Source organism: Microcystis aeruginosa FD4, assembly GCF_009792235.1.
Lineage (GTDB): Bacteria > Cyanobacteriota > Cyanobacteriia > Cyanobacteriales > Microcystaceae > Microcystis > Microcystis viridis.
The window spans coordinates 4,713,401-4,739,593 of the sequence record NZ_CP046973.1 but is presented as its reverse complement, the minus strand read 5'-3'; the positions used below and the strand labels follow the sequence as shown (position 1 = coordinate 4,739,593).

Annotated in this window: 20 protein-coding genes, 1 tRNA gene, 3 rRNA genes and 1 pseudogene; 13 read left to right on the top strand and 12 right to left on the bottom strand. The window is 43.0% G+C overall.

Going from position 1 to position 26,193, the window contains the following annotated elements:
• Positions 1-63 precede the first annotated feature (63 nt).
• Positions 64-2,688 (top strand): DNA polymerase III subunit alpha, encoded by a 2,625-nt coding sequence (locus GQR42_RS23605; protein WP_158201843.1) that lies wholly within the window; start codon positions 64-66, stop codon positions 2,686-2,688.
• Between the two features lie 47 nt (positions 2,689-2,735).
• Here the strand turns inward: GQR42_RS23605 and rrf are convergent.
• From rrf to GQR42_RS23585, 4 genes are all read right to left on the bottom strand, one after another.
• Positions 2,736-2,853: ribosomal RNA gene (gene rrf / locus GQR42_RS23600) — 5S ribosomal RNA — on the bottom strand.
• Between the two features lie 55 nt (positions 2,854-2,908).
• Positions 2,909-5,789: ribosomal RNA gene (locus tag GQR42_RS23595) — 23S ribosomal RNA — on the bottom strand.
• A gap of 151 nt (positions 5,790-5,940) precedes the next feature.
• A tRNA-Ile gene (locus GQR42_RS23590) sits at positions 5,941-6,014 on the bottom strand.
• A gap of 134 nt (positions 6,015-6,148) precedes the next feature.
• Positions 6,149-7,637, bottom strand: a 16S ribosomal RNA gene (locus tag GQR42_RS23585).
• The 16S, 23S and 5S rRNA genes sit together here with 1 tRNA gene alongside, the layout of an rRNA operon.
• Positions 7,638-8,070: 433 nt before the next feature.
• On the opposite strand from GQR42_RS23585, the gene GQR42_RS23580 reads away from it, so the two are divergent.
• Together GQR42_RS23580 and GQR42_RS23575 are read left to right on the top strand one after the other, a co-directional pair.
• Positions 8,071-9,096, top strand: coding sequence for an ABC transporter permease (locus GQR42_RS23580; protein ID WP_158200159.1), 1,026 nt, complete (start codon positions 8,071-8,073; stop codon positions 9,094-9,096).
• Between the two features lie 89 nt (positions 9,097-9,185).
• On the top strand, positions 9,186-9,383 hold the full coding sequence (locus GQR42_RS23575) for a hypothetical protein (protein ID WP_158201842.1): 198 nt from the start codon (positions 9,186-9,188) through the stop codon (positions 9,381-9,383).
• A gap of 115 nt (positions 9,384-9,498) precedes the next feature.
• On the opposite strand, the gene GQR42_RS23570 is transcribed toward GQR42_RS23575, so the two are convergent.
• Entirely contained in the window at positions 9,499-10,722 is a 1,224-nt protein-coding gene (locus tag GQR42_RS23570) for an ISAs1 family transposase (RefSeq protein WP_199273360.1), read from the bottom strand.
• Between the two features lie 341 nt (positions 10,723-11,063).
• Here GQR42_RS23570 and GQR42_RS23565 point away from each other — a divergent pair, with 341 nt between their 5' ends.
• From GQR42_RS23565 to GQR42_RS23535, 7 genes are all read left to right on the top strand, one after another.
• Complete coding sequence (locus tag GQR42_RS23565) at positions 11,064-13,115, top strand: M3 family metallopeptidase (protein ID WP_158201841.1); 2,052 nt, start codon at positions 11,064-11,066, stop codon at positions 13,113-13,115.
• A 151-nt stretch (positions 13,116-13,266) separates the two neighbouring features.
• A complete protein-coding gene (locus tag GQR42_RS23560) occupies positions 13,267-13,491 on the top strand; it encodes a hypothetical protein (protein ID WP_158201840.1) in 225 nt (74 codons plus the stop codon).
• The gene (locus tag GQR42_RS23555) at positions 13,488-13,769 is read left to right on the top strand and encodes a type II toxin-antitoxin system RelE/ParE family toxin (protein WP_004163338.1); all 282 of its coding nucleotides are present in this window, start codon (positions 13,488-13,490) and stop codon (positions 13,767-13,769) included. Before GQR42_RS23560 ends, GQR42_RS23555 begins: the two co-directional genes overlap by 4 nt.
• 381 nt (positions 13,770-14,150) lie before the next feature.
• On the top strand, positions 14,151-16,451 hold the full coding sequence (locus GQR42_RS23550; protein ID WP_158201839.1) for a sensor histidine kinase: 2,301 nt from the start codon (positions 14,151-14,153) through the stop codon (positions 16,449-16,451).
• The gene (locus GQR42_RS23545; protein ID WP_002758488.1) at positions 16,396-16,842 is read left to right on the top strand and encodes a response regulator; all 447 of its coding nucleotides are present in this window, start codon (positions 16,396-16,398) and stop codon (positions 16,840-16,842) included. Before GQR42_RS23550 ends, GQR42_RS23545 begins: the two co-directional genes overlap by 56 nt.
• Before the next feature lie 270 nt (positions 16,843-17,112).
• A complete protein-coding gene (locus GQR42_RS23540) occupies positions 17,113-18,288 on the top strand; it encodes a hybrid sensor histidine kinase/response regulator (protein ID WP_158201838.1) in 1,176 nt (391 codons plus the stop codon).
• A gap of 405 nt (positions 18,289-18,693) precedes the next feature.
• Positions 18,694-19,503, top strand: a complete 810-nt coding sequence (locus GQR42_RS23535; protein WP_158201837.1) for an SDR family NAD(P)-dependent oxidoreductase — start codon at positions 18,694-18,696, stop codon at positions 19,501-19,503.
• A gap of 61 nt (positions 19,504-19,564) precedes the next feature.
• Here GQR42_RS23535 and GQR42_RS23530 read toward each other — a convergent pair whose 3' ends face one another.
• Together GQR42_RS23530 and GQR42_RS23525 are read right to left on the bottom strand one after the other, a co-directional pair.
• Positions 19,565-20,431, bottom strand: coding sequence for a 6-pyruvoyl trahydropterin synthase family protein (locus GQR42_RS23530; RefSeq protein ID WP_158202564.1), 867 nt, complete (start codon positions 20,429-20,431; stop codon positions 19,565-19,567).
• Between the two features lie 316 nt (positions 20,432-20,747).
• A complete protein-coding gene (locus tag GQR42_RS23525; protein ID WP_158201194.1) occupies positions 20,748-21,746 on the bottom strand; it encodes an IS630-like element ISMae24 family transposase in 999 nt (332 codons plus the stop codon).
• 67 nt (positions 21,747-21,813) lie between these two features.
• Here GQR42_RS23525 and GQR42_RS23520 point away from each other — a divergent pair, with 67 nt between their 5' ends.
• Positions 21,814-22,848, top strand: coding sequence for a hypothetical protein (locus tag GQR42_RS23520; protein WP_158201836.1), 1,035 nt, complete (start codon positions 21,814-21,816; stop codon positions 22,846-22,848).
• A 93-nt stretch (positions 22,849-22,941) separates the two neighbouring features.
• On the opposite strand, the pseudogene GQR42_RS29165 reads toward GQR42_RS23520, so the two are convergent.
• A pseudogene (locus GQR42_RS29165) lies at positions 22,942-23,144 on the bottom strand (type II toxin-antitoxin system HicB family antitoxin).
• 8 nt (positions 23,145-23,152) lie between these two features.
• On the bottom strand, positions 23,153-23,554 hold the full coding sequence (locus GQR42_RS23515; protein ID WP_158201835.1) for a hypothetical protein: 402 nt from the start codon (positions 23,552-23,554) through the stop codon (positions 23,153-23,155).
• Positions 23,555-23,757: 203 nt separating this feature from the next.
• Between GQR42_RS23515 and GQR42_RS23510 the strand changes: the two genes are divergently transcribed.
• Both GQR42_RS23510 and GQR42_RS23505 read left to right on the top strand, forming a co-directional pair.
• On the top strand, positions 23,758-24,069 hold the full coding sequence (locus GQR42_RS23510) for a hypothetical protein (protein WP_233271143.1): 312 nt from the start codon (positions 23,758-23,760) through the stop codon (positions 24,067-24,069).
• Positions 24,053-24,553, top strand: a complete 501-nt coding sequence (locus GQR42_RS23505) for a DUF2335 domain-containing protein (RefSeq protein ID WP_233271142.1) — start codon at positions 24,053-24,055, stop codon at positions 24,551-24,553. The genes GQR42_RS23510 and GQR42_RS23505 overlap by 17 nt, the downstream gene beginning before the upstream one ends.
• A 294-nt stretch (positions 24,554-24,847) precedes the next feature.
• On the opposite strand, the gene GQR42_RS29160 is transcribed toward GQR42_RS23505, so the two are convergent.
• From GQR42_RS29160 to GQR42_RS23490, 3 genes are read right to left on the bottom strand one after another with little or no spacing between them, the layout of a single operon-like run.
• Positions 24,848-24,976, bottom strand: coding sequence for a type II toxin-antitoxin system HicB family antitoxin (locus GQR42_RS29160; RefSeq protein ID WP_158202562.1), 129 nt, complete (start codon positions 24,974-24,976; stop codon positions 24,848-24,850).
• A 53-nt stretch (positions 24,977-25,029) separates the two neighbouring features.
• On the bottom strand, positions 25,030-25,533 hold the full coding sequence (locus GQR42_RS23495; RefSeq protein WP_158201833.1) for a hypothetical protein: 504 nt from the start codon (positions 25,531-25,533) through the stop codon (positions 25,030-25,032).
• Between the two features lie 8 nt (positions 25,534-25,541).
• Complete coding sequence (locus GQR42_RS23490) at positions 25,542-26,138, bottom strand: bZIP transcription factor (RefSeq protein WP_158201832.1); 597 nt, start codon at positions 26,136-26,138, stop codon at positions 25,542-25,544.
• Positions 26,139-26,193 lie beyond the last annotated feature (55 nt).

Here is a 26,193-nt window from a genome sequence, read left to right as displayed (position 1 = left end):
AAATTAAAAGTAAGTAAATTCTCTTTTTTTTACTTTTTCCTTGTCACTTTTTCCTGAAAAACTATGTCTTTTGTCGGTTTACATATTCACAGTGATTATAGCTTACTTGATGGTGCTTCCCAATTACCAGCACTAATTGATCGAGCGATCAAATTAGGACAACCAGCGATCGCTTTAACCGATCATGGAGTCATGTATGGTGCGATCGAATTAATTAAAACCTGCCGTAATCAGGGAATAAAACCAATTATTGGCAACGAAATGTATGTAGTTAATGGCGATATTGAAGTCAATCTTCGCCACCGAAAATATCATCAAGTTGTTTTAGCCAAAAACACCCAAGGCTATAAAAATCTGGTTAAATTAACTACTATTTCTAATCTGAAAGGTATTCAAGGTAAAGGCATTTTTGCTCGTCCTTGTATCAATAAAGAGTTACTCCAACAATACCATGAAGGATTGATAGTTACCAGTGCTTGCTTGGGTGGAGAGATTCCCCAAGCGATCTTAGCTAATAACAGGAAACTGGCTAAGGAAACCGCTAAATGGTATAAAAAACTTTTTGGTGATGATTTTTACTTAGAAATTCAAGACCACGGTTCTAAAGAAGATCGGATTGTTAATGTAGAAATAGTTAAAATTGCTAAAGAATTAGGAATCAAAGTAGTTGCTACTAACGATTCTCACTTTATTTCCTGTTACGATGTAGAGGCACACGATGCCTTGCTTTGTATTCAAACTGGCAAGTTAATTACTGAAGACAAACGCCTCCGTTATAGTGGGACAGAATACTTGAAATCTGCTGATGAAATGCGCTTACTTTTCCGTGATCATCTGCCTGAAGATGTGATTGAAGAAGCGATTAATAACACCTTAGAAGTAGCAGAAAAAGTCGAACCTTATAACATATTTAATGAACCGAGACTCCCTAATTATGAAGTTCCTGCGGGACATACTGCTGATAGTTATGTAGAAGAAATTGCTTGGTTAGGATTACTAGAAAGATTAAAATGTCCTTCTCGTCACGAGATTGAAACTATTTACAAAGAAAGGCTGGAATACGAATTAAAAATGTTACAGAAAATGGGATTTTCTACCTATTTTCTTGTCGTTTGGGACTATATAAAGTATGCTAGAGATCATGATATTCCCGTCGGTCCAGGACGCGGTTCTGCGGCGGGTTCTTTGGTAGCATATTCTTTAAAAATAACCAATATTGATCCCGTTCATCACGGTTTATTATTTGAGCGTTTTCTCAATCCTGAACGGAAATCTATGCCTGATATTGATACGGATTTCTGTATCGAGAGACGGGATGAAATGATCCAATACGTCACGGAAAAATACGGGGAGGCTAATGTTGCCCAAATCATTACTTTTAACCGCATGACATCAAAAGCTGTCCTAAAAGATGTGGCGCGGGTGTTAGATATTCCCTACGCTGAATCGGATAAAATGGCGAAAATGATTCCCGTTTCTCGCGGTAAACCCACACCTTTAAAAGTGATGATTTCCGATGAAACTCCCGAACCAGCATTTAAGGAAAGATACGATACGGAACCCCATGTGCGTCATTGGTTAGATATGGCAATTCGTATCGAAGGTACTAACAAAACTTTCGGAGTTCATGCTGCGGGAGTCGTCATTTCTTCCCAACCTTTAGATGAAGTGGTTCCCCTCCAGAAAAATAATGATGGGGCGGTAATTACCCAATATTTTATGGAGGATTTAGAATCATTGGGATTGTTAAAAATGGACTTTTTAGGGTTAAGAAATTTAACCACTTTGAAAAAAACCGCCGATTTAATTAAACAAAATCAGGGCATAGATATCGATCTTGATCAATTGCCTTTAGATGAAAGAAAAGCCCTGCAAATTCGGGCTAAAGGGGAACATAAAAAACTACCTCCCGATATTCTCAAAACCCACGGATTACTAGAAGAAGGGGATTTAGAAGGTATTTTCCAGTTAGAATCATCGGGGATGAAACAGATCGTTAAAGAGTTAAAACCATCGGGTATTGAGGACATATCTTCAATCCTAGCACTCTATCGCCCCGGTCCTTTAGATGCGGGATTAATTCCTCTCTTTATTGGCAGAAAACACGGTAGAGAACCCATTCGTTATGATCATCCTTTATTGGAACCAATTCTTAGGGAAACCTACGCAGTTTTAGTCTATCAAGAACAGATTATGAAAATGGCGCAGGATTTAGCGGGTTATTCCCTAGGAGAAGCGGATCTATTGCGTCGAGCAATGGGTAAGAAAAAAGCCGCCGAAATGCAGAAACAAAGGGAGATGTTTATCGATGGTGCCGCTAAAAATGGTGTGGAAAAAAGAATCGCTGAAAATCTCTTTGAACAGATGGTAAATTTTGCCGAATATTGTCTAGGAGGTGAGACGTTAATTTTAACTGAGGAATACGGATTATTACCAATTGGTAAAATTGTTAGCGAAGAAATTAACTGCACTGTTTATACTGTTGACCAAAATGGTTTTGTTTATAGTCAACCAATCTCTCAATGGCACGAGCGAGGTTTACAAGAAGTCTTTGAATACACCCTAGAAAATGGGCAAACTATCCAAGCCACCAAAGATCATAAATTTATGACTAGCGACGGAGAAATGTTAGCCATAGATACAATATTTGAGCGAGGTTTAGATTTAAAATCCTCTGATTTCTCCTAAAAACCAAACCCCCCAATCTTGTGAGATTGAGGGGTAGGAAAGAATAATCCTGGCATCGAGCTATTGTCCCGGTCGGCAACCCGACAAGTATCTTGGCCACGGTGAAGTTTCACAACCGAGTTCGGGATGGAATCGGAGTGGTGCCATCACGTTAAAGACACCAGGAAGGGTAGAACCCTCAAGACTGCAAAAGCTAGGGAAAAAGTGGTGAAAGAAGAATCAGGTCAAGCCCTCGGTCGGTTAGTACTCCTCGACTGCACTCGTTACCGAGCTTCCATCTAGAGCCTATCAACGGGTAGTCTACCCGAGACCTTACTGGCTTAATGCCATGAGAGCAATCATCTGGAGGTGGGCTTCCCACTTAGATGCTTTCAGCGGTTATCCGCTCCGCACATGGCTACCCTGCGTTTACCGTTGGCACGATAACAGGTACACCAGCGGTGCGTCCTTCCCGGTCCTCTCGTACTAAGGAAGGCTCCTCGCAATGCTCTTACGCCTACACCGGATATGGACCGAACTGTCTCACGACGTTCTGAACCCAGCTCACGTACCGCTTTAATGGGCGAACAGCCCAACCCTTGGGACCGACTTCAGCCCCAGGTTGCGATGAGCCGACATCGAGGTGCCAAACCTCCCCGTCGATGTGAACTCTTGGGGGAGATCAGCCTGTTATCCCTAGAGTAACTTTTATCCGTTGAGCGACGGCCCTTCCACGCGGTGCCGTCGGATCACTAAAGCCGACTTTCGTCCCTGTTCGACTTGTGGGTCTCACAGTCAAGCTCCCTTCTGCTTTTGCACTCTATCGTCCCATTTCCAACGGGACCGAGGGAACCTTTGCGCGCCTCCGTTACCTTTTAGGAGGCGACCGCCCCAGTCAAACTGCCCACCTGAAACTGTCTCCCGCCCCGATTAGGGGTCAGGGTTAGAATTCTAGCCTCGCCAGAGTGGTATCTCACCGTTAGCTCCACCCTCCCCACGAGGAGAGTTTCAACGCTTCCCACCTATCCTGCGCAAGCGAAGCCCGAAGCCAATTCCAGGCTACAGTAAAGCTTCATAGGGTCTTTCTGTCCAGGTGCAGGTAGTCCGTATCTTCACAGACAATCCTATTTCGCCGAGTCTCTCTCCGAGACAGTGCCCAGATCGTTACGCCTTTCGTGCGGGTCGGAACTTACCCGACAAGGAATTTCGCTACCTTAGGACCGTTATAGTTACGGCCGCCGTTCACCGGGGCTTCGGTCGTCAGCTTCAGATTACTCCTGACCAACTTCCTTAACCTTCCGGCACTGGGCAGGCGTCAGCCTCCATACTGCGTCTTACGACTTGGCGGAGACCTGTGTTTTTGGTAAACAGTCGCCTGGGCCTATTCACTGCGACCCTCTTGCGAGGGTACCCCTTCTCCCGAAGTTACGGGGTCATTTTGCCGAGTTCCTTAGAGAGAGTTATCTCGCGCCCCTTAGTATTCTCTACTTCCCCACCTGTGTCGGTTTCGGGTACAGGCAATTAATGATTAACGTGGTTCGGGCTTTTCTAGGAAGCCTGATCAACGCCACTTCCCTCCCGTGGGAGGTGGGACTCGCGTCTTAGCTCCTGGTGTTTTCGCCACCTCTCATCGCCTCGACTGCTTGCACTGGTAACCAACATCCAGCTGACGTTGACCTTCTCCGTTCTCCGGCACAATCATTAATCGGTACGGGAATGTTAACCCGTTGTCCATCGACTACGCTTTTCAGCCTCGCCTTAGGTCCTGACTGACCCTCCGCGGACGAGCCTTGCGGAGGAAACCTTGGGGTTTCGGGGTGTGGGATTCTCACCCACATTTTCGCTACTTAAGCCGACATTCTCACTTCTATAGAGTCCACAGCTGCTTGCCGCTACTGCTTCACCCCCTATAGAACGCTCCCCTACCACTACAATGTAGTCCACAGCTTCGGTAGATAACTTAGCCCCGTTCATTTTCGGCGCAGGAGCGCTTGACCAGTGAGCTATTACGCACTCTTTTAAGGATTGCTGCTTCTAGGCAAACCTCCTGGTTGTCCATGCACTCCCACCTCCTTTCTCACTTAGTTATCATTTGGGGACCTTAGCTGGTGGTCTGGGCTGTTTCCCTCTTGACGATGAAGCTTATCCCCCACCGTCTCACTGGTAGTTTTTTTAGCCGTATTCAGAGTTTGCCTCGCCTTGGTACCGGTCTCCCAGCCCGCGGCGAAACAGTGCTTTACCCCGACTAAACTTCCACTACCGCTGCGCCTCAACACATTTCGGGGAGAACCAGCTAGCTCCGAGTTCGATTGGCATTTCACCCCTAACCACAGCTCATCCGCTAATTTTTCAACATTAGTCGGTTCGGACCTCCACTTGGTTTTACCCAAGCTTCATCCTGGCCATGGTTAGATCACCCGGGTTCGGGTCTACAAATTATGACGCTTCGCCCTATTCAGACTCGCTTTCGCTGGGGCTGTGGGGTCTTCCCCCTTCACCTGCCATAACCTGTAAGTCGCCGGCTCATTCTTCAACAGGCACACGGTCAGACGTTCAATCGTCCTCCCATTGCTTGTAGGCTAACGGTTTCATGTTCTATTTCACTCCCCTTGTCGGGGTTCTTTTCACCTTTCCCTCGCGGTACTGTTTCTCTATCGGTCACACGGGAATATTTAGCCTTACCTCGTGGTCGAGGCAGATTCACACGGGATTTCACGTGCCCCATGCTACTCGGGATGCAGTTAAGCTGGTTCCTTTTTCGACTACAGGACTTTCACCTTCTCTGGTGCGGTTTTCAGCCGCTTCGTCTAAATTTCCCAGTCTTTTGTTACTGTCCCACGACCCCAAGTTCCGAAGAACTTGGTTTAGGCTGTTCCCTTTTCGCTCGCCGCTACTGGGGGAATCGCTGTTGCTTTCTTTTCCTCTGGCTACTAAGATGTTTCAGTTCACCAGGTTTGCTCGCTCCACCCTATGGATTCAGGTGGTCGTGTTTAGGGTTGCCCCATTCGGATATCTTCGGATCAATGCTTGCTTCCCGCTCCCCGAAGCGTTTCGTCGGTAACTACGTCCTTCTTCGCTTCCGTGTGCCTAGGTATCCACCGTTAGCCCTTATTAGCTTGACCTGGCGGTCTTCTTTTTTGGCTTTTTCACCTAGCTCTATGCAGTTTTCAAGGTTCCTCTGGACTCTGAACTCAGAGCCAGCATTCTCTCTTACTATATAAGTAAGATAAGGTGCTGATTCGGAGCTTCTTTTCTTTCTTCCACCTGTACAGGTGGGCCATCCTGGACTCGAACCAGGGACCTCACCCTTATCAGGGGTGCGCTCTAACCACCTGAGCTAATAGCCCTTGTTCCTGATTCAGGTCTTGTGTGAACCCAGAACCTAGTTTGAAAGCCAATTTCGCCTCGCTCCGACCTTTTGGGATTGATTCTTGGTAGGGACTACTTTTTTTTCGTCTCCTACCGGAATTAGGTCTCCCTTTAAGGAGGTGATCCAGCCACACCTTCCGGTACGGCTACCTTGTTACGACTTCACCCCAGTCACTAGCCCTGCCTTAGGCATCCCCCTCCTTGCGGTTGAGGTAATGACTTCGGGCGTGACCAGCTTCCATGGTGTGACGGGCGGTGTGTACAAGGCCCGGGAACGAATTCACCGCCGTATGCTGACCGGCGATTACTAGCGATTCCTCCTTCATGCAGGCGAGTTGCAGCCTGCAATCTGAACTGAGGCCGGGTTTGCTGGGATTCGCTGGCTCTCGCGAGTTCGCTGCCCTTTGTCCCGACCATTGTAGTACGTGTGTCGCCCAAGACGTAAGGGGCATGCTGACTTGACGTCATCCCCACCTTCCTCCGGTTTGTCACCGGCAGTCTCCTTAGAGTCCCCAACTTAATGCTGGCAACTAAGAACGAGGGTTGCGCTCGTTGCGGGACTTAACCCAACATCTCACGACACGAGCTGACGACAGCCATGCACCACCTGTGTTCGCGCTCCCGAAGGCACCCCCAGCTTTCACCAGGGTTCGCGACATGTCAAGTCTTGGTAAGGTTCTTCGCGTTGCATCGAATTAAACCACATACTCCACCGCTTGTGCGGGCCCCCGTCAATTCCTTTGAGTTTCACACTTGCGTGCGTACTCCCCAGGCGGGATACTTAACGCGTTAGCTTCGGCACGGCTCGGGTCGATACAAGCCACGCCTAGTATCCATCGTTTACGGCTAGGACTACAGGGGTATCTAATCCCTTTCGCTCCCCTAGCTTTCGTCCCTGAGTGTCAGATACAGCCCAGTAGCACGCTTTCGCCACCGATGTTCTTCCCAATCTCTACGCATTTCACCGCTACACTGGGAATTCCTGCTACCCCTACTGCTCTCTAGTCTGCCAGTTTCCACCGCCTTTAGGTCGTTAAGCAACCTGATTTGACAGCAGACTTGGCTGACCACCTGCGGACGCTTTACGCCCAATAATTCCGGATAACGCTTGCCTCCCCCGTATTACCGCGGCTGCTGGCACGGAGTTAGCCGAGGCTGATTCCTCAAGTACCGTCAGAACTTCTTCCTTGAGAAAAGAGGTTTACAATCCAAAGACCTTCCTCCCTCACGCGGCGTTGCTCCGTCAGGCTTTCGCCCATTGCGGAAAATTCCCCACTGCTGCCTCCCGTAGGAGTCTGGGCCGTGTCTCAGTCCCAGTGTGGCTGCTCATCCTCTCAGACCAGCTACTGATCGTCGCCTTGGTAGGCTCTTACCCCACCAACTAGCTAATCAGACGCAAGCTCTTCTTCAGGCCAATTAGGTTTCACCTCGCGGCACATCGGGTATTAGCAGTCGTTTCCAACTGTTGTCCCCGTCCTGAAGTTAGATTCTTACGCGTTACTCACCCGTCCGCCACTAGAATCCGAAGATTCCCGTTCGACTTGCATGTGTTAGGCACGCCGCCAGCGTTCATCCTGAGCCAGGATCAAACTCTCCATGATGAATCGTTTGATTCTTTTGACTTTTTTTCGTCTCCCCCTTGCGGGTTTGACTTCTTTGTTATAGAATTGCTTCTAAACGAGGCTTTTTTTGCTTGGCTTTCAAACTATTGTTTTGTCTAGGTTCGAGCGTCGTTTGTTTCGCTTCGCTTTCGCTTGGCTTCAACCGCGCATTTACCAATGTATCTAACTTCCCCATGTTTGTCAACCCCTTTTGGCAAAATTTTTTGATCTTTTTTCTATCCCTTGCTACGTAAGCCTTTCAGCTTTTAGGGTTTTTTGGTAGTCCTTGGCTCAGAACTATTGGTGCGGACACTTTAGTTTACTTGTACTAAATATTTTCCTCAATTTAATTTTTTCTTCAGTACCTCTCGATCGCTGGGTCGATTTTGGGGTATGGTTCCTTGAGAATGTATTTTCTGAAAGGAAAGCTCTCATGTCTCGCCGCGCTGCTTTACAATCCTATTTACTGGTGCGTTTACTCCTAGCTCCCTTGATGTTATGGACGATTGTGACGGTGGTTTTTCTGCTGATGCGTGTTGCTCCAGGTGATCCCACGGATGCGATTTTAGGCAACCGCGCTCCTGAAAGTGCCAAAAATGCCCTAAGAGAACAGTTAGGACTGAATAAACCCCTATTTTTCCAGTACCTAGACTATATTTTCAATCTAATGCGTCTCAACTTAGGAGACTCTTTAACCAGTAAGGGGGTGACGGTATGGGAGATTATTGCTAAACATTTTCCAGCGACGGTGGAACTAACTTTTTATGGGATGCTAATTGCGGTGATAGTGGGAGTCGGATTAGGAATTATCACTGCTTCTCGTCCGAATACTCCCTTGGACGCGGGGGGGCGTTTATTTGGACTGATAACCTATTCCTTGCCGATTTTTTGGGTGGGAATGCTCTTACAGCTAATTTTTGCGGTACAGTTGCGCTGGTTTCCTTTGGGGACTCGTTTTCCTTTGAGTGAGACTCCACCCCAAACAATTACGGGTTTATACACCTTTGATAGTCTGATGACTCTACAACTAGATAAGTTGCCTACGGCATTGTATTATCTAGCCTTACCTAGTTTTACTCTCGGCATTCTTTTGAGTGGGATTTTTGAACGGATGGTGCGAGTTAATCTGAAACAAACTTGGCAAGCGGACTATGTAGATGCGGCAAAAGCGAGAGGAATACCAGAAAAAACGATTATGGTTGCCCATGCGCTGAAAAATGCTCTAATTCCTGTAATTACTGTCTTAGGATTAACTTTTGCGGCTCTTTTAGGTGGTGCAGTCTTGACGGAAGTTACTTTTTCTTGGCCAGGTTTGGGAAATCAGTTATATCGAGCGATTTCTCGGCGGGATTACCCAACAGTGCAGGGATTAATGGCTTTTTTGGCGACAATAGTGGTTTTTGCCAGTATTTTGAGCGATCTAATCAATGCTTACATTGATCCTCGCATCCGTTATTAATCAGGGAGAGGGAATTATAGATTATGAATTATCAAGTGGGGAGATAGGGGTTGGGGGTTGCGGGAGTGGGAATTATAAATTATGAATCTATGAATTATGAAGTGGGAGGTGGGGAAGTGGGGAGACCACTTCGTGCGCGTTGCGGGGGGGAGTGGCAAGTGGGGGAGTGGGGAGATGGGGAAGTTGTCTCATCACCCTATCACCCCAAAACCCTATCACCCTATCTCCTGAATACCTGGAATTCCCCGTTGACAAAAGGCGATAACTTATACTGTAGGAGGGATTAAGAGAATTTACCATGCCCCGTTACTGGGTACAAATTAAGGAAACTCCGAATAAATCTAACGCATGATTGTTGTAGAGAAGTCAGGGCAAGCGCAAGAAATTTTTGCTCATAATGTGCTAGTGGGGTAGCGTCACTGCCAGCACCTCAAGCAGATAATTTGTATTCATGGATGCTCGCTTCATTTTCTGCCTAAGACTACGTTTGGTCGAAGTTTCTTGATTAAGCAAACTTATCGCCATCCGCCGCAATAAAGAGAAATTCTCAGGACCATTAAGATTACGAATACGAGAATTATCCTCAGCAAACGTCACATCGAGAACCCAGTGGAGTTGATTTTCAATACCCCAATGCCTGCGGATAGCCCGACCAATATGGGCGGCATCAGCAGCCAGGGAACTCAGATAGAAGGTAATTTGACGAGTTACTTTGTTCCCAAGATTTCTGACTCTAATAACCATGACCAGTGTTTTCAGTCCCGCCCATTGTTCTGATTGGTATAATTGACCGATTTCAGGCAATGACACCGCAAAAACTTGGCGATTTTCTCTTCTATGATCTCCCGCTTCTACCTGTTGCTCATAACTGTGTTCAATTCCTTGAAAACCTTGAGCCATAGCATTTTCAAACCAAGTTTTTACCTGATTATAGAGAGTTGGATGGTTGGCTTTGAGACAGAGAACATAATCTGCTCCTCGAGCGATAATCTGTTGAGAAATCGCCGTTTGTGTTCCCATCGCGTCAATGGTAATGATACATCCTGTGATCTCAAGTAAGTTCAATAAAGCTGGAATTGCCTTAATCTCATTGCTTTTAGACTCTACTTTAACTTGACCTAACATTAACCGATTTTCCGTAGCCCAAGCACTCACCAGATGCAAGGATGATTGCTTTTTATTCCGGTCATAAGAACCTTTCAGGGTTTTACCATCAATAGGAATGACTTGAGCGCCTGTAGCTTCGACAATTTGTTTGACCCAACCCAAAAAACCTTCTTGTAGTTCATCTGGATTAATTCTCTCGAATACTCTTCTATAGGTGTCTGCTTTAGGAACACCATTTTTTAAATCTAAAAAGGTTTCCAACCAAGCTTGGTGACTTTCTGCGTATACTTCGATATCCTCCCATCCCCCAGCACCGCCAATAGTTGCTAGAATGGCAATTAGTACAATGCTCAGAAAAGCGTGTTCACAACCTTGCCGACCTCTTGGGTCATTCAGTTTCGAGAATTGAGAAAGCCATTGTTGTTGAACGGATTGTGCATCAACAGAGGGTTTGAGCCTTTTGCTCTTGCGCTTGGTTTCCTTTTCTTCTCTTGAAAGGGAATCAACACCTTTTGACATAATAATCTGTTCGTGGAGAATACGTCTTTTTTCCTCTAGCATATTATGTCATTTTTTTTCTTGCGCTTACCCTGGATGGTTTCCCAGCCCAGTTGATGTTTTTTACTACTCCCCTTCCTCTTAGTTGTAAAATAAGTACACCTGTCAGCCTCTCCCCACTTCCCACTTCCCACTTCCTACTTTAGATGTCGTTGACCAGGGAATAAAGGGTTTGCCGTTTAATCCTGTAGTGCTTGACCCACTACGAATGACTAAGCTTTCAGACTTTTAAGTAAGTTTGAGCAAGTTTAGTTGAGCGGTAGTAAAAGATACAAATTACTCACCCTTGCAGACCAAAAATTATGACGAATACCAGTAACCCGCTGCTTGCCGGTCAAGGATTACCGGCTTTTGACCAAATCCAACCCGGCCTGATTGTCCCTGGGATGACGCAACTTTTGCAGGAACTGGCCAGAGAATTAACCAATCTAGAAGCGCAGATTGCCCCCACCTGGGAAAAATTGGTCGAACCCCTCACCCGGATCGAAGAACGTTTAAGCTGGAGTTGGGGGATTATCGGTCATCTGATGGGGGTAAAAAATAGCCCAGAATTGCGTCAAGCTTACGAAACCGTACAACCGCAGGTAGTCGAGTTTATTAGCCGTTTAAGCCAAAGTAAACCCATTTATGAGGCATTTTTGTGCCTGCGTCAAGGGGAAAGCTGGGGGCAATTAGACGAGGCACAACAGCGCATTGTCGAAGCTTCCCTGCGGGATGCCCAATTAGCCGGGGTGGGATTAGCAGGGGAGAAAAAAGACAGATTTAACGCGATTCAACTGGAATTAGCGGAAATCACCACGAAATTTTCTAATAACATCCTCGATGCCACCAAAGCTTTTCAACTGAAACTAACAACCCCAGAAGATATCGCCGGTTTACCCCCTAGTCTCCTTAGTTTAGCCGCCCAAACCGCCCGCGCCCAAGGAGAAACTAACGCCAGCACCGAAACTGGTCCTTGGGTGATTACCCTCGATTTTCCCAGTTATTTCCCCTTTATGAAGTACAGCGATAATCGGGAATTGCGAGAAAAACTCTATAAAGCCTACGTTAGTCGGGCCGATCTGGGAGAATTGGATAATAATCCCTTAATTGATCGCATTTTGCAACTACGTCAGGAACAGGCCCATCTTCTAGGTTATAGTACCTACGCCGAGGTTAGTCTTGCCCGGAAAATGGCCAATTCTGTGGATGAAATCGAGAAATTGCTTGACAATTTGCGCCAAGTAAGCTATGAAGCGGCAAAACAGGATTTAGAGGCCTTAAAAACTTTTGCGGGAACCGACGATCTCAAGCATTGGGATATAGCCTATTGGTCAGAAAAACAGCGTCAGGCCAAGTTTAACTTTAGTGCCGAGGAATTGCGCCCCTATTTCCCCCTACCACGGGTTTTAGAAGGCATATTTAGCCTCGCTAAACGGATTTTTGGGGTAGAAATTATCGCTGCCGACGGTCAGGCATCTATCTGGCATCCCGATGTGCGTTATTTCCAGATTAACGACGAAAAGGGCGAAAAAATCGCCTATTTCTACCTCGATGCCTACAGTCGTCCCGCCGAAAAACGCGGCGGCGCTTGGATGGATGTCTGTATCGGTCGGGCCAAAACTGGCGCCGAGGTGCGTTTACCTGTGGCTTATTTAATCTGCAATCAAACGCCTCCAGTAGATGGAAAACCCAGTTTAATGACCTTTGAGGAGGTAACTACCCTCTTTCACGAATTTGGCCACGGTTTACAGCATATGTTAACCACTGTGGATTATTCTGGCGCAGCGGGTATTAATAACGTTGAGTGGGATGCGGTGGAATTGCCCAGTCAATTTATGGAAAATTGGTGTTATGATCGCCCTACTTTAATGAGTATGGCCAAACACTACGAAACCGGTGAAACTCTCCCCGAACATTACTACCAAAAACTGCTTCTAGCTAAGAATTATATGAGCGGTTCGGCCATGTTGCGTCAGTTACATTTGTCTTTAGTAGATTTGGAATTACACCATCGTTATCAACCGAATGGCAGCGAAACTCCTAAACAAGTCAGACAGCGTTTAGCAGCGACGACGACGATAATTCCTCCTCTACCGGAAGATGCTTTCTTATGTTCTTTTGGACATATTTTCGCTGGCGGTTATGCGGCGGGTTACTATAGTTATAAATGGGCAGAAGTCCTCAGCGCCGATGCTTTTGCCGCTTTCGAGGAAGTGGGATTAGATAACGAAGAAGCAGTGAAAGCGATCGGTCGCCGTTTTCGTGATACTGTCTTAGCTATGGGGGGAAGTTCCCATCCTATGAATGTTTTTAAAGCTTTCCGCGGTCGCGAACCTAGTACCGAACCTCTCCTCCGTCATAGCGGATTATAAAAGTAGCCAAAAACTTTTCTTTGTGGTGCGTTACGGCGATATTTAGCTCTTGATTTTTTCTCTGGGAACAAGGGATTGCCTAACGCACCCTACTTGACTATATTGTGATAACATATCGGGAAAAAAAGTTAACTAACAGGAGTAAACTTTAATGAGTATCGCATTTTTTCAAGATCTGATCGAATCGGTAGAGAGTCTATCCATTGAAGACCAAGATTATTTGTTTGAGCTAATTCGTAAAAGACGCATTGAGAAACGCCGCGATGAGATGGCTAAAAATGGCGAAGAAACCTTAAAGTCTTTAGCAATGGGAACAGCAAAAAAAGGCAGTGCTGAAGAGATAATGGCTTATTTGTTAGAGGATGAAGAAGAATGAAATTAGTTGCTGACAAAAGCTTTAAAAGAGCTTTTCAACGCTTAATCAGCAAAAATCCTCAACTACAAAGCAAGGTATCAGAGGTTCTACATTTGTTAGAAGATAACCCCTTCACCCCTTCTTTAAAATCTCATAAGCTGACAGGTAGATTAGAAGGTTATTGGTCATGTTCTGTTAGTTACGATTGCCGTATTATTTTTACTTTTCGTCAAGATACTGATTCAGGAGAAACTTTAATTGTTATAGTTGATATTGGAAAACACGATCAAGTTTACTAATTTATCTCTTTAATTTGTTCTTGCTTATCAATTGTATAATTACAGTGCAATATCGCCTACTTTTCTAGCGTGCGTTCCTGGAAATTTTTGGGTCTGAAACCCCCTACTGTATATTTTTATTAAGAATTATCTGTACCTTGTAACATTAACTCTTAATTCTTAACAAATGACCATAGATTCTCAACAGAAAAACTGATTATAATAAAGGGAACTGAACAGAACTGCTCGATCGATAACTGATTAATTAAAGTTTTATTACTTTTGATGGACTAGGATTAAGAGAAGTAAATTTATTCTTGATCGCTCCCTGAAAGTGAGAAGAAATAGTTTTAATAAACAAAGAGTTTTCAACTTGGCAAAAATCCTCTGGGGGCAATACACATGGAAGTTCTAACCGAGACAATTAACCCAACTTCGATCGAACGGGAACCGATCCATCTCTATAACCGAATTCAACCGCACGGAGTGCTTTTAGTTCTCAGCGAACCGGAGCTAAAAGTCAGCCAAACTAGCAGTAATAGCCGCAGTTTATTGGGAATTTCTCCGGGGGAAATTATCGGTAAAACCCTAGAGGAAATCTTCGATCCCTTTCAGATCGATCCTCTCAAATCAGCCATAGAAAATAACGATTTTGATGCTATCAATCCCTCCAAAATTTGGGTGCGGGTTAAAGGGGATGATTTTGCAGTCTTTGATGCTATTTTTCACCGCAACGCCGAACAAATGCTGATTTTAGAGTTAGAACCTGCTATTTCCTATGAAAACATTCCTTTCCTGAGTTTCTATCACCTAGCCAAAACTTCGATCGATAAACTTGAAGCCACCCGTAGCCTGAAAGATTTCTGTAATATCATCGTTAAAGAAGTGCGAAAAATGACAGGATTCGATCGAGTTATGTTATACAAATTCGACGAAGAAGATAACGGTGATGTGATAGCAGAAGACAAAATAGAGCAACTAGAACCCTATCTCGGTTTACGTTATCCCGCTTCCGATATCCCTCTCCCAGCACGAAATTTATTAAGTGCTAATTGGATTCGACAGATTCCCGATGCTACCTCTGAACCCGTCGATCTAGTGCCTAGTCTTCATCCCGAAACTCAACAACCCTTAAATTTAACCCTGTCCAGTCTTAGAAGTGCTTCTCCCTGTCATTTAGAATACCTGCATAATATGGGAGTGGGAGCATCTCTAACCATTTCTCTGATTGAAAATAAACGTCTTTGGGGTATTATTGCCTGTCATCACCGCACCCCTAAATATGTACCCTACGAACTCCGTAAAGCTTGTGAGTTCTTAGGAAGAGTAATTTTCTCGGAAATATCGGCACGGGAAGAAACCGAGGATTATGACTATCGAGTGAAATTAAACTTTGTCCAATCGCAATTAATCGATTATATGGCTGAAGCTAATAACTTTATCGATGGATTAATTGCCCATAAACCGAATCTGCTTGATCTAACTAAAGCCACAGGAGCCGCTATTTGTTTAGGCGGCAATTATACCTTAATTGGAGTAACACCGAGCGAAGAAGAACTAAATTATCTGATTACTTGGCTAGAAAAAAACGTCCTTGAAGATGTTTACTATACCAATTCCTTACCGCGAATTTATGCCGATGCGGGTAAGTTTAAAGATATTGCCAGTGGCCTACTAGCAATTCCCATTTCTAAACGTAATTATCTCCTCTGGTTTCGTCCGGAAGTAATTCAAACCGTCAACTGGGGTGGTGATCCGGGTAAAGCGATCGAAACGACTGCCATAGATGGTGATATTCGTCTCTGTCCGCGTAAATCCTTCTCCCTCTGGAAAGAAACCGTTCGTCTCAAATCTTTACCCTGGAAAGCAGTAGAAATTAACGCCGCACTAGAATTACGAAAAGCGATCGTCAATATCATCTTAAAACAAGCCGATGAATTGGCACGTTTGGCGCGGGATTTGGAACTATCAAACGCCGAATTAAAAAAATTCGCCTACGTCGCTTCCCACGATTTACAGGAACCCCTCAATCAAGTCGCCAACTATGTGCAGTTGCTAGAAATGCGCTACACCGAAGAACTGGACGAAGATGCTAAAGAATTTATTACTTTTGCCGTCGAAGGTGTCAGTTTGATGCAAACATTAATAGATGATGTGCTGGCTTACTCGAAAGTGGATATGCAGGCGGCAGAGTTTAATACCATCGATGCTAATCTGGCACTGGAAAAAGCTCTCGCTAACCTGAAAGGGAGAATTCAGGAAAGTCAAGCTCTGATCACCGTTGATCCTTTGCCAATTGTCATGGCAGATAAAACCCAGTTAATGCAATTGTTCCAAAATCTCATCGGTAATGCGATTAAATTCCGAGGAAAAGCAACTCCCACTATTCATATTGCTGCCCAACGTCAAGAAGAGGAATGGCTGTTCTCTGTCACCGATAATGGAATTGGTATCGATCCCCGATTTTCCGAACGCATTTTCGTGATTTTCCAACGACTGCACACCCGCGACGAGTACCCCGGCACAGGTATGGGTTTAGCGATTTGTAAGAAAATTATCGAGTGTCATCGCGGACGAATTTGGGTAGAATCCCAATTAGGTAAAGGAGCGGTTTTCTGTTTTACAATTCCCCTAGGAGGTGACGAGCGTGAGCGCTGGCGAGGACGTGCCACACAAAATTATCTTATTAGTGGAGGACAGTAAAGCTGATATTCGCCTCATCCAAGAGGCATTAAAAACTAGCACCGTCCCGCACGAATTAGTTATCGTTAGGGATGGTGTCAACGCCATGGATTATCTGCGTCGAGAAGGGGAGTATCTCGATTCTCCCCGTCCTAATCTTATTCTTCTCGATCTGAATTTACCAAGAAAAGACGGACGGGAGGTATTAGCGGAAATAAAAAACGATCCCAGTTTAAAAAGAATTCCTGTGGTGGTTTTAACCACTTCTCGCAACGAGGAGGATATTTTTTATAGCTATGAACTGCACGTTAATTGTTATATAACCAAGTCGCGCAATCTCAACGATTTGTTCAAAATTGTCAAAAATATCGAGGCTTTTTGGTTAGAAACCGCTACTTTACCCGGGGAGTGAATCATTATCAGTTATCAGTTATCAGTTATCAGTTATCAGTTATCAGGTTTGAGTTTTCAGTTAATAGTAAGCTAAGACGCATCTTAATCGCCTATCCTTAGATGAGCTACATCTCCCCTAATCCCTTTACTGTTGCAAGAGTTGCTTAATGGCTTATCAAGGGGCAAGTTCTGAGCTTTCTTTTCACTGATTACTGATTACTGATTACTGATCACTGAAAAATCTTCCCACTTCCTAACTTCCCAAATCTCTTTAACTTTTGATTAAAAAATGGGACTCTCGCAGGATATAAAAGTTCTTTTAATCGAGGATAATTTAGCCGAAGCTCGATTATTAAAGGAAATTCTTAAGGGTAATGAAAAAAAAGAATTTCATCTGGTTAATGTGTCAAGATTATCGGAGGCAATTTCTCTTTTAAAACAAACAAATTTTGATGTAATTTTATTAGATCTAACTTTACCAGATAGTCAGGGTTTGGAATCCTTAGCTCCCCTTTTGATTACGGCTCCGAAATTGCCGATCGTGGTTTTAACTAATACTAATGATGATAATTTAGCTTTGGCAGCACTACGTCAGGGAGCGCAGGATTATTTAATTAAAAGAGAAGTAAGTTTAGAAATTTTAACTCGATCGCTATGTTATGCGATCGAGCGAAAACAGATGGAGGAAGCTTTACGAGAATCCAACGAAGCTTTAAAAATGAGCGTGATTGAACGCACTAATCAACTGGAAAAAGCGCAGGAATTAAATCAGTTAAAAACCGAATTTGTTTCCATGTTATCCCACGATTTTCGCAATCCTTTAAATAAAATTTTACTCTCGGCTGGATTATTAGAAGAAAGTCGCGATCGGTTGACAAAAGATCAGCAAGTTAGCTATTTTCGCATGATTCGATCGGCCATTAAAGACATGGATCAATTGCTCACAGAAGTGTTATTAATTGGCCGGGCCGATTCCGGAAGATTATACTGTCAATTTGATCCGGTGGATTTGCTCGATTATTGTCAAAAATTGGTAGAATCTTTTATTGTTAAGCCAGAGCACCAATCAGCAATTATTTTCCAAATTGAGGGCAGCTTAGAAAGAGGACTTTGGGATGTTAATTTAATTAAACATATCTTGACAAATTTACTAGGAAATGCTCTCAAATATTCACCACAGGGAAACCCCGTAGAATTTAAGATTATTGTCGAATCCGAGCAGGTAGTCTTTAAAATTATCGATCGAGGGATTGGTATTCCTAGCAAAGATCAAGAACATTTATTTAAACCTTTTTATCGCGGTAGCAATGTCGATAATATTCAAGGAACGGGATTAGGATTAGCCATTGTCGGACGCTGTGTGGAAGCGCACAAAGGACAAATTTACCTGGAAAGTGAGGAAGGAAAAGGCACAAAGATCACGGTGATTCTACCGATTATTACCGACATTGAACACCTAAATTGAGATGCACAATAGGGTGGAACCACAATTTTTTTTTCTGCTGCCCCTCTCTCCTCTCCCCTAGAGTTGATTCATAGTAGGGTTGATTCATAGTAGGGTTGATTCATGAATCAACCCTACCTCTCCCTTCTCCCTTCTCCCCTTCCATAGGATTGAGGATCACCCTGAGCGTTCATCCGATCGAGTGATTTTCGGGAAAAGTGTTAAAAAAGATTGCTGTTTGTAAAGACAACTGTTACCGTGGGTTCAAGAGTGCGCTTTAAAGGAGGAAAAATCCCATGCACCCTAACCTATCCATCTATCCCTCGATTGCTTCGCTACTTATGTAGGGCATAGATGCACAAATCAAAGATTTCAGAAGCAAAACCAATAAATTCCCGTACTGTTGCTTAAAACAGGAGTTTGATCATGAAATTACAGGGAAAAACTGCCCTAGTCACGGGGGCATCCCGGGGTATCGGACGAGCGATCGCCTTAGAATTGGCCCGACAAGGTTTAAGCAGAATTGTGATTGTTGCCAGAGATCAAGAGCGATTAGAAAAACTAGCCAAAGAAATTGAGTCCCTAGGGGTCATTGCCACACCTTTAGCCCTAGATTTAACGGAAAATGACCTTGTTAGTGCTTCAATTATCCGCGTTTGGCAAGAATGCCTTGGCATTGATATCCTCGTTAACTGTGCCGGTATTGCCCATCAAACCCCCTTTCTGCGATCGCAATTCTCGCAAGTGCAAGCAGAAATATCTTTAAATCTGATGGCCATGTACACGGTTACTCGCTTAATTGCCCGCCGGATGGCAATTCGGGGACAGGGAACCATCGTCAATGTTTCCAGCATGATGGGTAAAATTGCCGCTCCTAGCTTCGCTACCTACTCGGCCACCAAATTTGCCATTTTGGGTTTTAGTCAAGCTCTCAGGTCGGAATTACGGGAACACAACATCAAAGTTGTCACCCTCTTACCCTCTTTAACCGATACGGATATGGTGCGAGAATTGCAGTTATTTCGATGGTTAAAGCCGATGAGCGCCGAAGAAGTCGCCCAAACTCTAATTACCGGGTTAAATAGGCAAAAAACGGAAATTGTCGTCGGTTGGCAAAGTCATCTAGCTCTTTGGTGTCAAAAATTGGCCCCGAAACTGCTCGAGAAAATTGTCGATTTAGCCTCTCCCTTACGTCAAAGCAAAGGAAAGCGCGGATGGCGAGAAGTGTTTAACTAGGGTTTAATTAAATCCATCAGGGTGAGCGTGGCTCACCCTAATGACCTTAACTAACAGGCAATTAAACGGCTGTCAGGGTTTTTTCTAGAAGTTGTCGGGGAGTTTGAACCGAACCACGACAGTGGATTTCCGCAGAATTATTGGGACTTTCAATCAGTTTAACTTTATCTAATTGGGCCCCTAATTGGCGGATCCGTTCCTCTAATAGTTGAGCGATATGTAGGGCAATATTTTCCGCGGTGGGAACCACTTCGGCAAAGTAGGGAATATCCTTATTTAAAAAAGCATGATCGAAGGGTTCCACTACCAATTCATCGATCGCTTTTTGTAAATCCCCTAGATCTACAATCATACCGGTGCGGGGATCGATTTCTCCCGCCACGGATACTTCTAGGTGATAATTATGACCATGACCGTTTACCCTGGCGCATTTGCCGTAGATTTCCGAGTTTTGTTCGAGGGTTAATTGCGGTAAAGCCAAACGATGAGCGGCACTAAAATGGGTTTTGATAGTTAAAGTTGCTTCCATATCTTTTCCTTGATATTCTGCCCACAATTCGGGGTGTTCAAATAGTTGAATTTTGACCAATGGTAAATAGGGTGCTAATCTTTGCCAGATAACTCTAGCGATATTTTCTGTGGTGGGTAGGGTTTGCTGAAATTCCGGCCAGACTTGGTTGAGATAGGAGTAGTCTAATTGACTGGTTATCTCTCGTTTAATTACCTGTTTCACGGTGGAGAGATTTTCCACCATGCCATAAAGATTGAGTTCTTTGTATAGGGAGACGTATAATTCGTAATTGTGACCATGACCGGGAAAACGGCTACCAAGACCAAAAAGTCTTTGATTTTCGGCTTCGTCCCATTCTGGCAGATAATAGCGATGGCTGGCTGAAAACCGCGCTCGACGATTGATGATGCAATCCATAAATGTGGGCGATCGATGACTTTGTAAAGTTACGTTAAGAGTAACCCTTTCTAGCATAAACCAGTTTTGTCTCCTCTGGCTTGGGGATCGGGGAAAGTTATCCCGCAATTCCGGCAGGGGCGTTGCTGAATCAAGGTATGAATGCTAACCGTGCATCGTATCCAAAAGTTAGTTTGGGTCTAGGTTTTAAAAATCCCACAAAATAAGATTCAGGTCTCAAATCAGCAACGCCGAAAATCCCTTGACTATCAAACACCCGCTCAAGTATTCTACAAGCACGCTTCAGAATTAATTCTATGACCGAGCAAATAAGTACCTAGGCAAAATTAATTACATACTCGCCTCCAAAATTGTCCAGCACTTTTTTAACGTAAGCGAGGAGGCTCTTTCGGTCTTTATAGGCGCTAAATTCAATCCATTCATATTTTAAAAATCGACCTAATATTTCAATTAAATTTAAATGAGGTGAATAAGTGGGCAACCAAAATATTTTCAAGTTTTTCTTTTCCCATTCCTCAAGTTTCTCCATAAATGCCTCGCTGGTATGAATGGAAGCTTGGTCAATTATTATGACGGTTTTTTTCTGTATATTTTGGCAATATTTATCCAGAAAATTAATAACTATCTCGCTAGTAACCGTTCCGACCTGTGTCTCATAAAATAATTGATTATCTCGTTTCATTATTCCTAAAATATTTAGTCTTTTACCTTCAATTGGTGGTAACTTTATCGTGGTTTTTTCTTCTTGCCAAGCGTAAGGAATACAAGGCTTTGAATCCCATCCCATTTCATCCAAATATCCTATCTCAATCTCTCCTCTTTTTTCCTGTTTTTTTAGTTCTTCTAAAATAGGTAGTTTGACCTCAAGCTCCCACTCATCAGGGGTTTTGGCGACCCCTCTTCTCACCCTTTTCCACCTCATGTTGATTTTTTTTATGAGTCTTTTTATCGTGTCTTTGCTTACGGTTAATTTCCATTCTTCTACAATTTTTATCTGGATTTTTTTTAAGCTTTTCGGTTCTTCTTTTACCCAGTCAATAACTTGTTGACCTTGTGCTTCTGTCAATTTAGGTTTTCTCCCTCTTCCTCGACGATTATAAAAACCAATTAGTTTTCTATCTTCCCAGGCCGTCAACCAATTATAGATGGTCTTTCTCGTAACTCCAAATATTCTGCTCAATTCTTCTATCGTGGTTCCCTGAAAACTTAAGAGTATACATTTCGCTCGCTCTCTTACTTGATGATGTTTACTAGCTCGATAAATTCTCTCTAGCATTTTCTGGCTCTCGGGGTTTAGGTCTCTAATCAATCTCATTGTATTTTCCTGCTGCTTCGTTTTTTTATGTATTATACTTCTTAATTTTTTATTTGGGTAATTAATTTTGCATGACTACTTACCTCCTATTTATTTTCATCTTCCCGCTTCCCATCGACCCGACCCTTTGCCCGATCACGCCGATCAATTAAGAACGGGTCGAGGTTCATTGGCTTGGATTTTACAAACTTATTTGCGATTACGCGAATCGAACTTTCCCTGTGAATTAGTAGATACTATCCCTAAAGAAGGTATTGTAATTGGTCATCGAGAATCGTTAGCTTATGATTTTCAACCCTATCCCAAGTTATTACTGGCTTGTGTTAAAGGGGATCGAAATCCTCAACCCTACGCTCAAATTCATATCGTCCAGAATCGACAGGAATTAACTGCTTCTCAACTTTATATACAATCAATATCCGAAGATCAATATCTTTTACCAGGTAAGCGATACTTTTTACCCCATTGGACTCAACCAGGCCTGATTCCTCGCGATCCCCAACGGGGCGATCGGTTTGAAAATGTAGTTTATCTTGGTATTAGCTACAATTTAGCTCCCCCCTTACGCAAACCAGAATGGCAACAGCAGCTAGAGCATTTAGGTTTAAACTGGTGCATTCAAACTAATGATGAGTTTTGGCATGATTATCGTCAAGCAGATGCAATCGTCGCTATTCGTCGTTTCGACTCCAAGGAGACTTATCCTTGGAAACCCCCCACTAAGCTGTACAATGCCTGGTTAGCAGGTGTTCCTGCCATTTTAGGAAATGAATCCGCTTTTCAAGCAGAGTACAAAAATGAACTAGATTTCTTTACTGCTAATAATGAGAATGATGTTATTTATTATCTCAAACAATTGCGGGACAACAGTTATTTAAGGCAGCAAATAAAGTCTCATTATCAAGAAAGGTCGAAAACCGTGACTATTAGCTATCTTGTTCACTGTTGGCATCAGTTTATCTTGAATGAATGTGTTCCTGCCTATAATCAATGGTGTTCCCTTTCTCTCTGGCAACAAAAACAGTTCTTTTTGCGTCGTCGTCTCCTGTCGAAATTGAATCAACTGCAAATGAAAACCCTGAAAATCATAACTGCTCAATAGCCAATGGTTCTCGGTGATTGCGGACAGTAATGTTTGAAGTTCCTAGGTCGGGTTGAGGCTACGAAACCCGACCGAAACCCTCAGTTGTTGGGTTTAACTTCCTTCGACCCAACCTACGCAAAAAGAGCTACTAAAATAAACCGTCTCTATCCATAACTTTCTCGCTTCTTCAATATTAATCATCACCTACATCCGGGTAAATCTGGAATTAGTGCCGTGTATCCGCCTTCTTCTTCAGTATAAATTGAAATCGGATATTTAAGAGATAAAAAGTATTCTAATATTGGTGGTTCCATCGATAGGTCTAAATAGGTCTAACCGAGTCGCCAATTTGAGGGTTTTCAAAAGGTTTTAATTCATCGGATTCTACCACTTCAGATTTATAACTCCTCAATCCCAAAGAAGGATTTTCTATTCTTTTTCTATAAGTTTTTTTCTGATCGGTTTCAATTATAGATATTTTATCTTGAACGAAAATTACTCTTCCCGTACCTTTTACTAATTCGAGAAACCCTAAAGATTCCCCAGTATTGGGATCTTTGATATCTTCATTGCTAATATGATAAACCATCATTCTTTGACCTTCTCGAATTCCGTTCTGTTCACCTCTATTCATTACTAATTTATAGTTGTCAATAACTTTGACAACTTTGGCAGGAAAAGTTCCTTTAGGGGATAAAAGGGGAGTTTCTGTGACGTTTTCCATAATGATTTATCTTTGGTATAAATCTGGTTAATATTAAATATTATCGCTCTTAGGGCGCAATAGCTATAATTTAAACTTATATTTGTCAAGATTTAATGATAAGGTCGGTCAATTGCCTTGATCATTAATAGTACCAATGTAGGAGCGATGTATTGTAACTGCAAAAAATGGATCTTATAAATTCAAAAAATTGGTATGATACAATGCTAGAATCGGGGGGTAGACATAACTTAAACGAGGGTGTTATGGTAAAAAAATACTATCGTGACATTTCTTCCCAAAATTACTCTATTCCTAGACGGTACTTTATGGATGGTCTGGTCTCAGTTCTAGATATAGGAGGGACTTATCGTACCAATCTAGATTATCGTTGTCGTGTTCGTGTGGGCAAAAAAGTACATTTGAATCCAGATGCTGCCGCAATTCAGTCCGATTGGATGAAGACGGGATTAGATATTGACAATGCAATTTGTGAATATGGGGGAAAGTTGTCTCAAAATGTCCGACGAAAGTAAAAAGTCAGAAGACCAGGATAATAGTGAGCTAGTCGAAAGACCTTTAGATTCCACAGGTGAAATATTAAAAGATGACACTATTGATCAGTCAACTATAACCCCGATTCTCCAGGGACAAATAAGCGGCAGCATAGCCGCCTTCTATGGACCGATTCCTCATCCAACAATTCTAAAAGGATATGAAGAAGTTTTGCCCGGCAGTGCTGATAGGATTTTGTCTATGACGGAGAAAGAAGGTGAACATCGAAGAAAGATAGAAACAGAACTGGTAAAAAACGATAATATCCGCTCTTATCTTGGACAAATTGCCGGTTTTACGATTGCGATAGTTGGTTTAGGTGGCTCTATTTATCTGGGGATTAATGATAAAGTTTGGGCATCTGGAATTATGGGTGCGGGTACTTTAACAGGTTTGGTGACGGTTTTTGTTAAAGGGGATAAAGAGAGAAGAATTCAGTCCGAACAAGATGATCAAGACAAGTGATTCAAATACTGTAAGTTTTTCCTAGACAAAAATGGTAGAGAAGCGATATTTTGCCTCTCTACCTTGAGGTATTTTACTAGATTAATTACTCGATTCCTTCGATACGGTCCTCCACTTCTTGATAAAGTTCCTGTAAGCGGTCTAAATTCTCTTGAGAAGTTTCCCAGTAACCGCGACCATTAACTTCTAGCAGGGTTCCCACCATCTTGCGGAAAGAATTAGAAACTCTCAGTTGTTGGGTTTCACTTCCTTCAACCCAACCTACCCAAAAAGAGCTACTAAAATAAACTGTCTCTATCCAAATTCGCTCGCTTCTTCAATATTAATAATCACTTCCTCTAAAGTTTCACCCTGACTCATACATCCGGGTAAATCGGGAATTAGTGCCGTGTATCCGTCTTCTTCTTCGGGATAAATTGAAATCGGATATTTAAGAGATAAAAAGTATTCTCATATTGGTTGTTCCATCAATAGGTCTAAATAGGTCTAACTGAGTCGCCAATTTGAGGGTTTTCAAAAGGTAACGTTTCGGATAATTCCCGTACTAGCAGTTTATTTAACAATTCACGATTTATTAGCTCGGATATTGGCTTTTTATCGTTCTTAGAATTCGCTCCTACGGCTCTTTTTAAGAATTTTCCTATCAAATCGGACGGGGTTTCTTGTTCTTTAAGCAATAACTCCAGCAATCTAGATCCTTTATTATTGCTTCTATCCGATTGTAAAATCGATATTTTTTCTTGAACAAAAGTAATTGTCCCCGTCCCTCTCACTAAGTCAAGATAGCCTAAAGACTCACCAGTCTGAGGATCTTTTATTTCCTCTTCGCTGGTATTGTAAACTAACATTCTTTGACCTTCTCGAATTCCACTAATTTCACCTCTATTGATCACTAATTTATAGTCGTCAATAACTTTGACAACTTTGGCGGGAAAGGTTCCTTTAGGAGATAAAATAGGTTTTTCGGTTACATTTTCCATATTTTCCTCTATGGTGAACTATGTTTTCTAAGAACGCCAGGTCTGACTCTGGTTTCTTGAATAATTTTTAAATCGTTACTCGCCAATCGATCTAGAATTACCTGATAGATTGTTTGAGGTTTGTCAATGATCGCGTGTATCTTGCCATCCTTTGGATTAATATATTCAACAAAACCCTCTCCTATTAATCTTTCAAACCCATCTTCATCGGTATAATAAAAAGAGACAAGTAACTCGATCGTAAACAGACTAGAGGAATCAAGAAGGCATAAAATATTATTATTTCCTTGCTTTTGAGACCTCAAAATCCTGGGAGTAATTCCCTGTTTAATAATATTTTCTAAATTTTGGTTCTCCTCCTGAAGTTGCTTAACTTCTGCCTCTAATTTTTGCTTCTGTCTAAGAAGCGTGTTAACGGCGCTTAACAAAGTAGCGATTAACAACAAGGTGAAGAAACTGACAATAATTACTAGATCTAGAGGGATAGAAGTATTGAAGGGATAACGAATTAAAGCAATACCTCCTAAAAATCCAAGAAGACCGAGTAAAACCCCTTGAATTTCGTTAAAACTAGACCAAATTAACCCCCAAAAGTTATTTTTCATCTTTTTTGAAAACTCAAGAGACCGGTGATTAGCCAGTCCCTCAAGTCTTATCTAT

What these genes read in the sequence shown, in the direction of transcription:
- GQR42_RS23605 (WP_158201843.1), top strand. Translation starts at nt 64, where the DNA reads ATGTCTTTTGTCGGTTTACATATTCACAGTGATTATAGCTTACTTGAT.
- GQR42_RS23580 (WP_158200159.1), top strand. Translation starts at nt 8,071, where the DNA reads ATGTCTCGCCGCGCTGCTTTACAATCCTATTTACTGGTGCGTTTACTC.
- GQR42_RS23575 (WP_158201842.1), top strand. Translation starts at nt 9,186, where the DNA reads ATGAATTATGAAGTGGGAGGTGGGGAAGTGGGGAGACCACTTCGTGCG.
- GQR42_RS23570 (WP_199273360.1), bottom strand. Translation starts at nt 10,722, where the DNA reads ATGTCAAAAGGTGTTGATTCCCTTTCAAGAGAAGAAAAGGAAACCAAG.
- GQR42_RS23565 (WP_158201841.1), top strand. Translation starts at nt 11,064, where the DNA reads ATGACGAATACCAGTAACCCGCTGCTTGCCGGTCAAGGATTACCGGCT.
- GQR42_RS23560 (WP_158201840.1), top strand. Translation starts at nt 13,267, where the DNA reads ATGAGTATCGCATTTTTTCAAGATCTGATCGAATCGGTAGAGAGTCTA.
- GQR42_RS23555 (WP_004163338.1), top strand. Translation starts at nt 13,488, where the DNA reads ATGAAATTAGTTGCTGACAAAAGCTTTAAAAGAGCTTTTCAACGCTTA.
- GQR42_RS23550 (WP_158201839.1), top strand. Translation starts at nt 14,151, where the DNA reads ATGGAAGTTCTAACCGAGACAATTAACCCAACTTCGATCGAACGGGAA.
- GQR42_RS23540 (WP_158201838.1), top strand. Translation starts at nt 17,113, where the DNA reads ATGGGACTCTCGCAGGATATAAAAGTTCTTTTAATCGAGGATAATTTA.
- GQR42_RS23535 (WP_158201837.1), top strand. Translation starts at nt 18,694, where the DNA reads ATGAAATTACAGGGAAAAACTGCCCTAGTCACGGGGGCATCCCGGGGT.
- GQR42_RS23530 (WP_158202564.1), bottom strand. Translation starts at nt 20,431, where the DNA reads ATGGATTGCATCATCAATCGTCGAGCGCGGTTTTCAGCCAGCCATCGC.
- GQR42_RS23525 (WP_158201194.1), bottom strand. Translation starts at nt 21,746, where the DNA reads ATGAGATTGATTAGAGACCTAAACCCCGAGAGCCAGAAAATGCTAGAG.
- GQR42_RS23515 (WP_158201835.1), bottom strand. Translation starts at nt 23,554, where the DNA reads ATGGAAAACGTCACAGAAACTCCCCTTTTATCCCCTAAAGGAACTTTT.
- GQR42_RS23510 (WP_233271143.1), top strand. Translation starts at nt 23,758, where the DNA reads ATGCTAGAATCGGGGGGTAGACATAACTTAAACGAGGGTGTTATGGTA.
- GQR42_RS23505 (WP_233271142.1), top strand. Translation starts at nt 24,053, where the DNA reads ATGTCCGACGAAAGTAAAAAGTCAGAAGACCAGGATAATAGTGAGCTA.
- GQR42_RS23495 (WP_158201833.1), bottom strand. Translation starts at nt 25,533, where the DNA reads ATGGAAAATGTAACCGAAAAACCTATTTTATCTCCTAAAGGAACCTTT.
- GQR42_RS23490 (WP_158201832.1), bottom strand. Translation starts at nt 26,138, where the DNA reads ATGAAAAATAACTTTTGGGGGTTAATTTGGTCTAGTTTTAACGAAATT.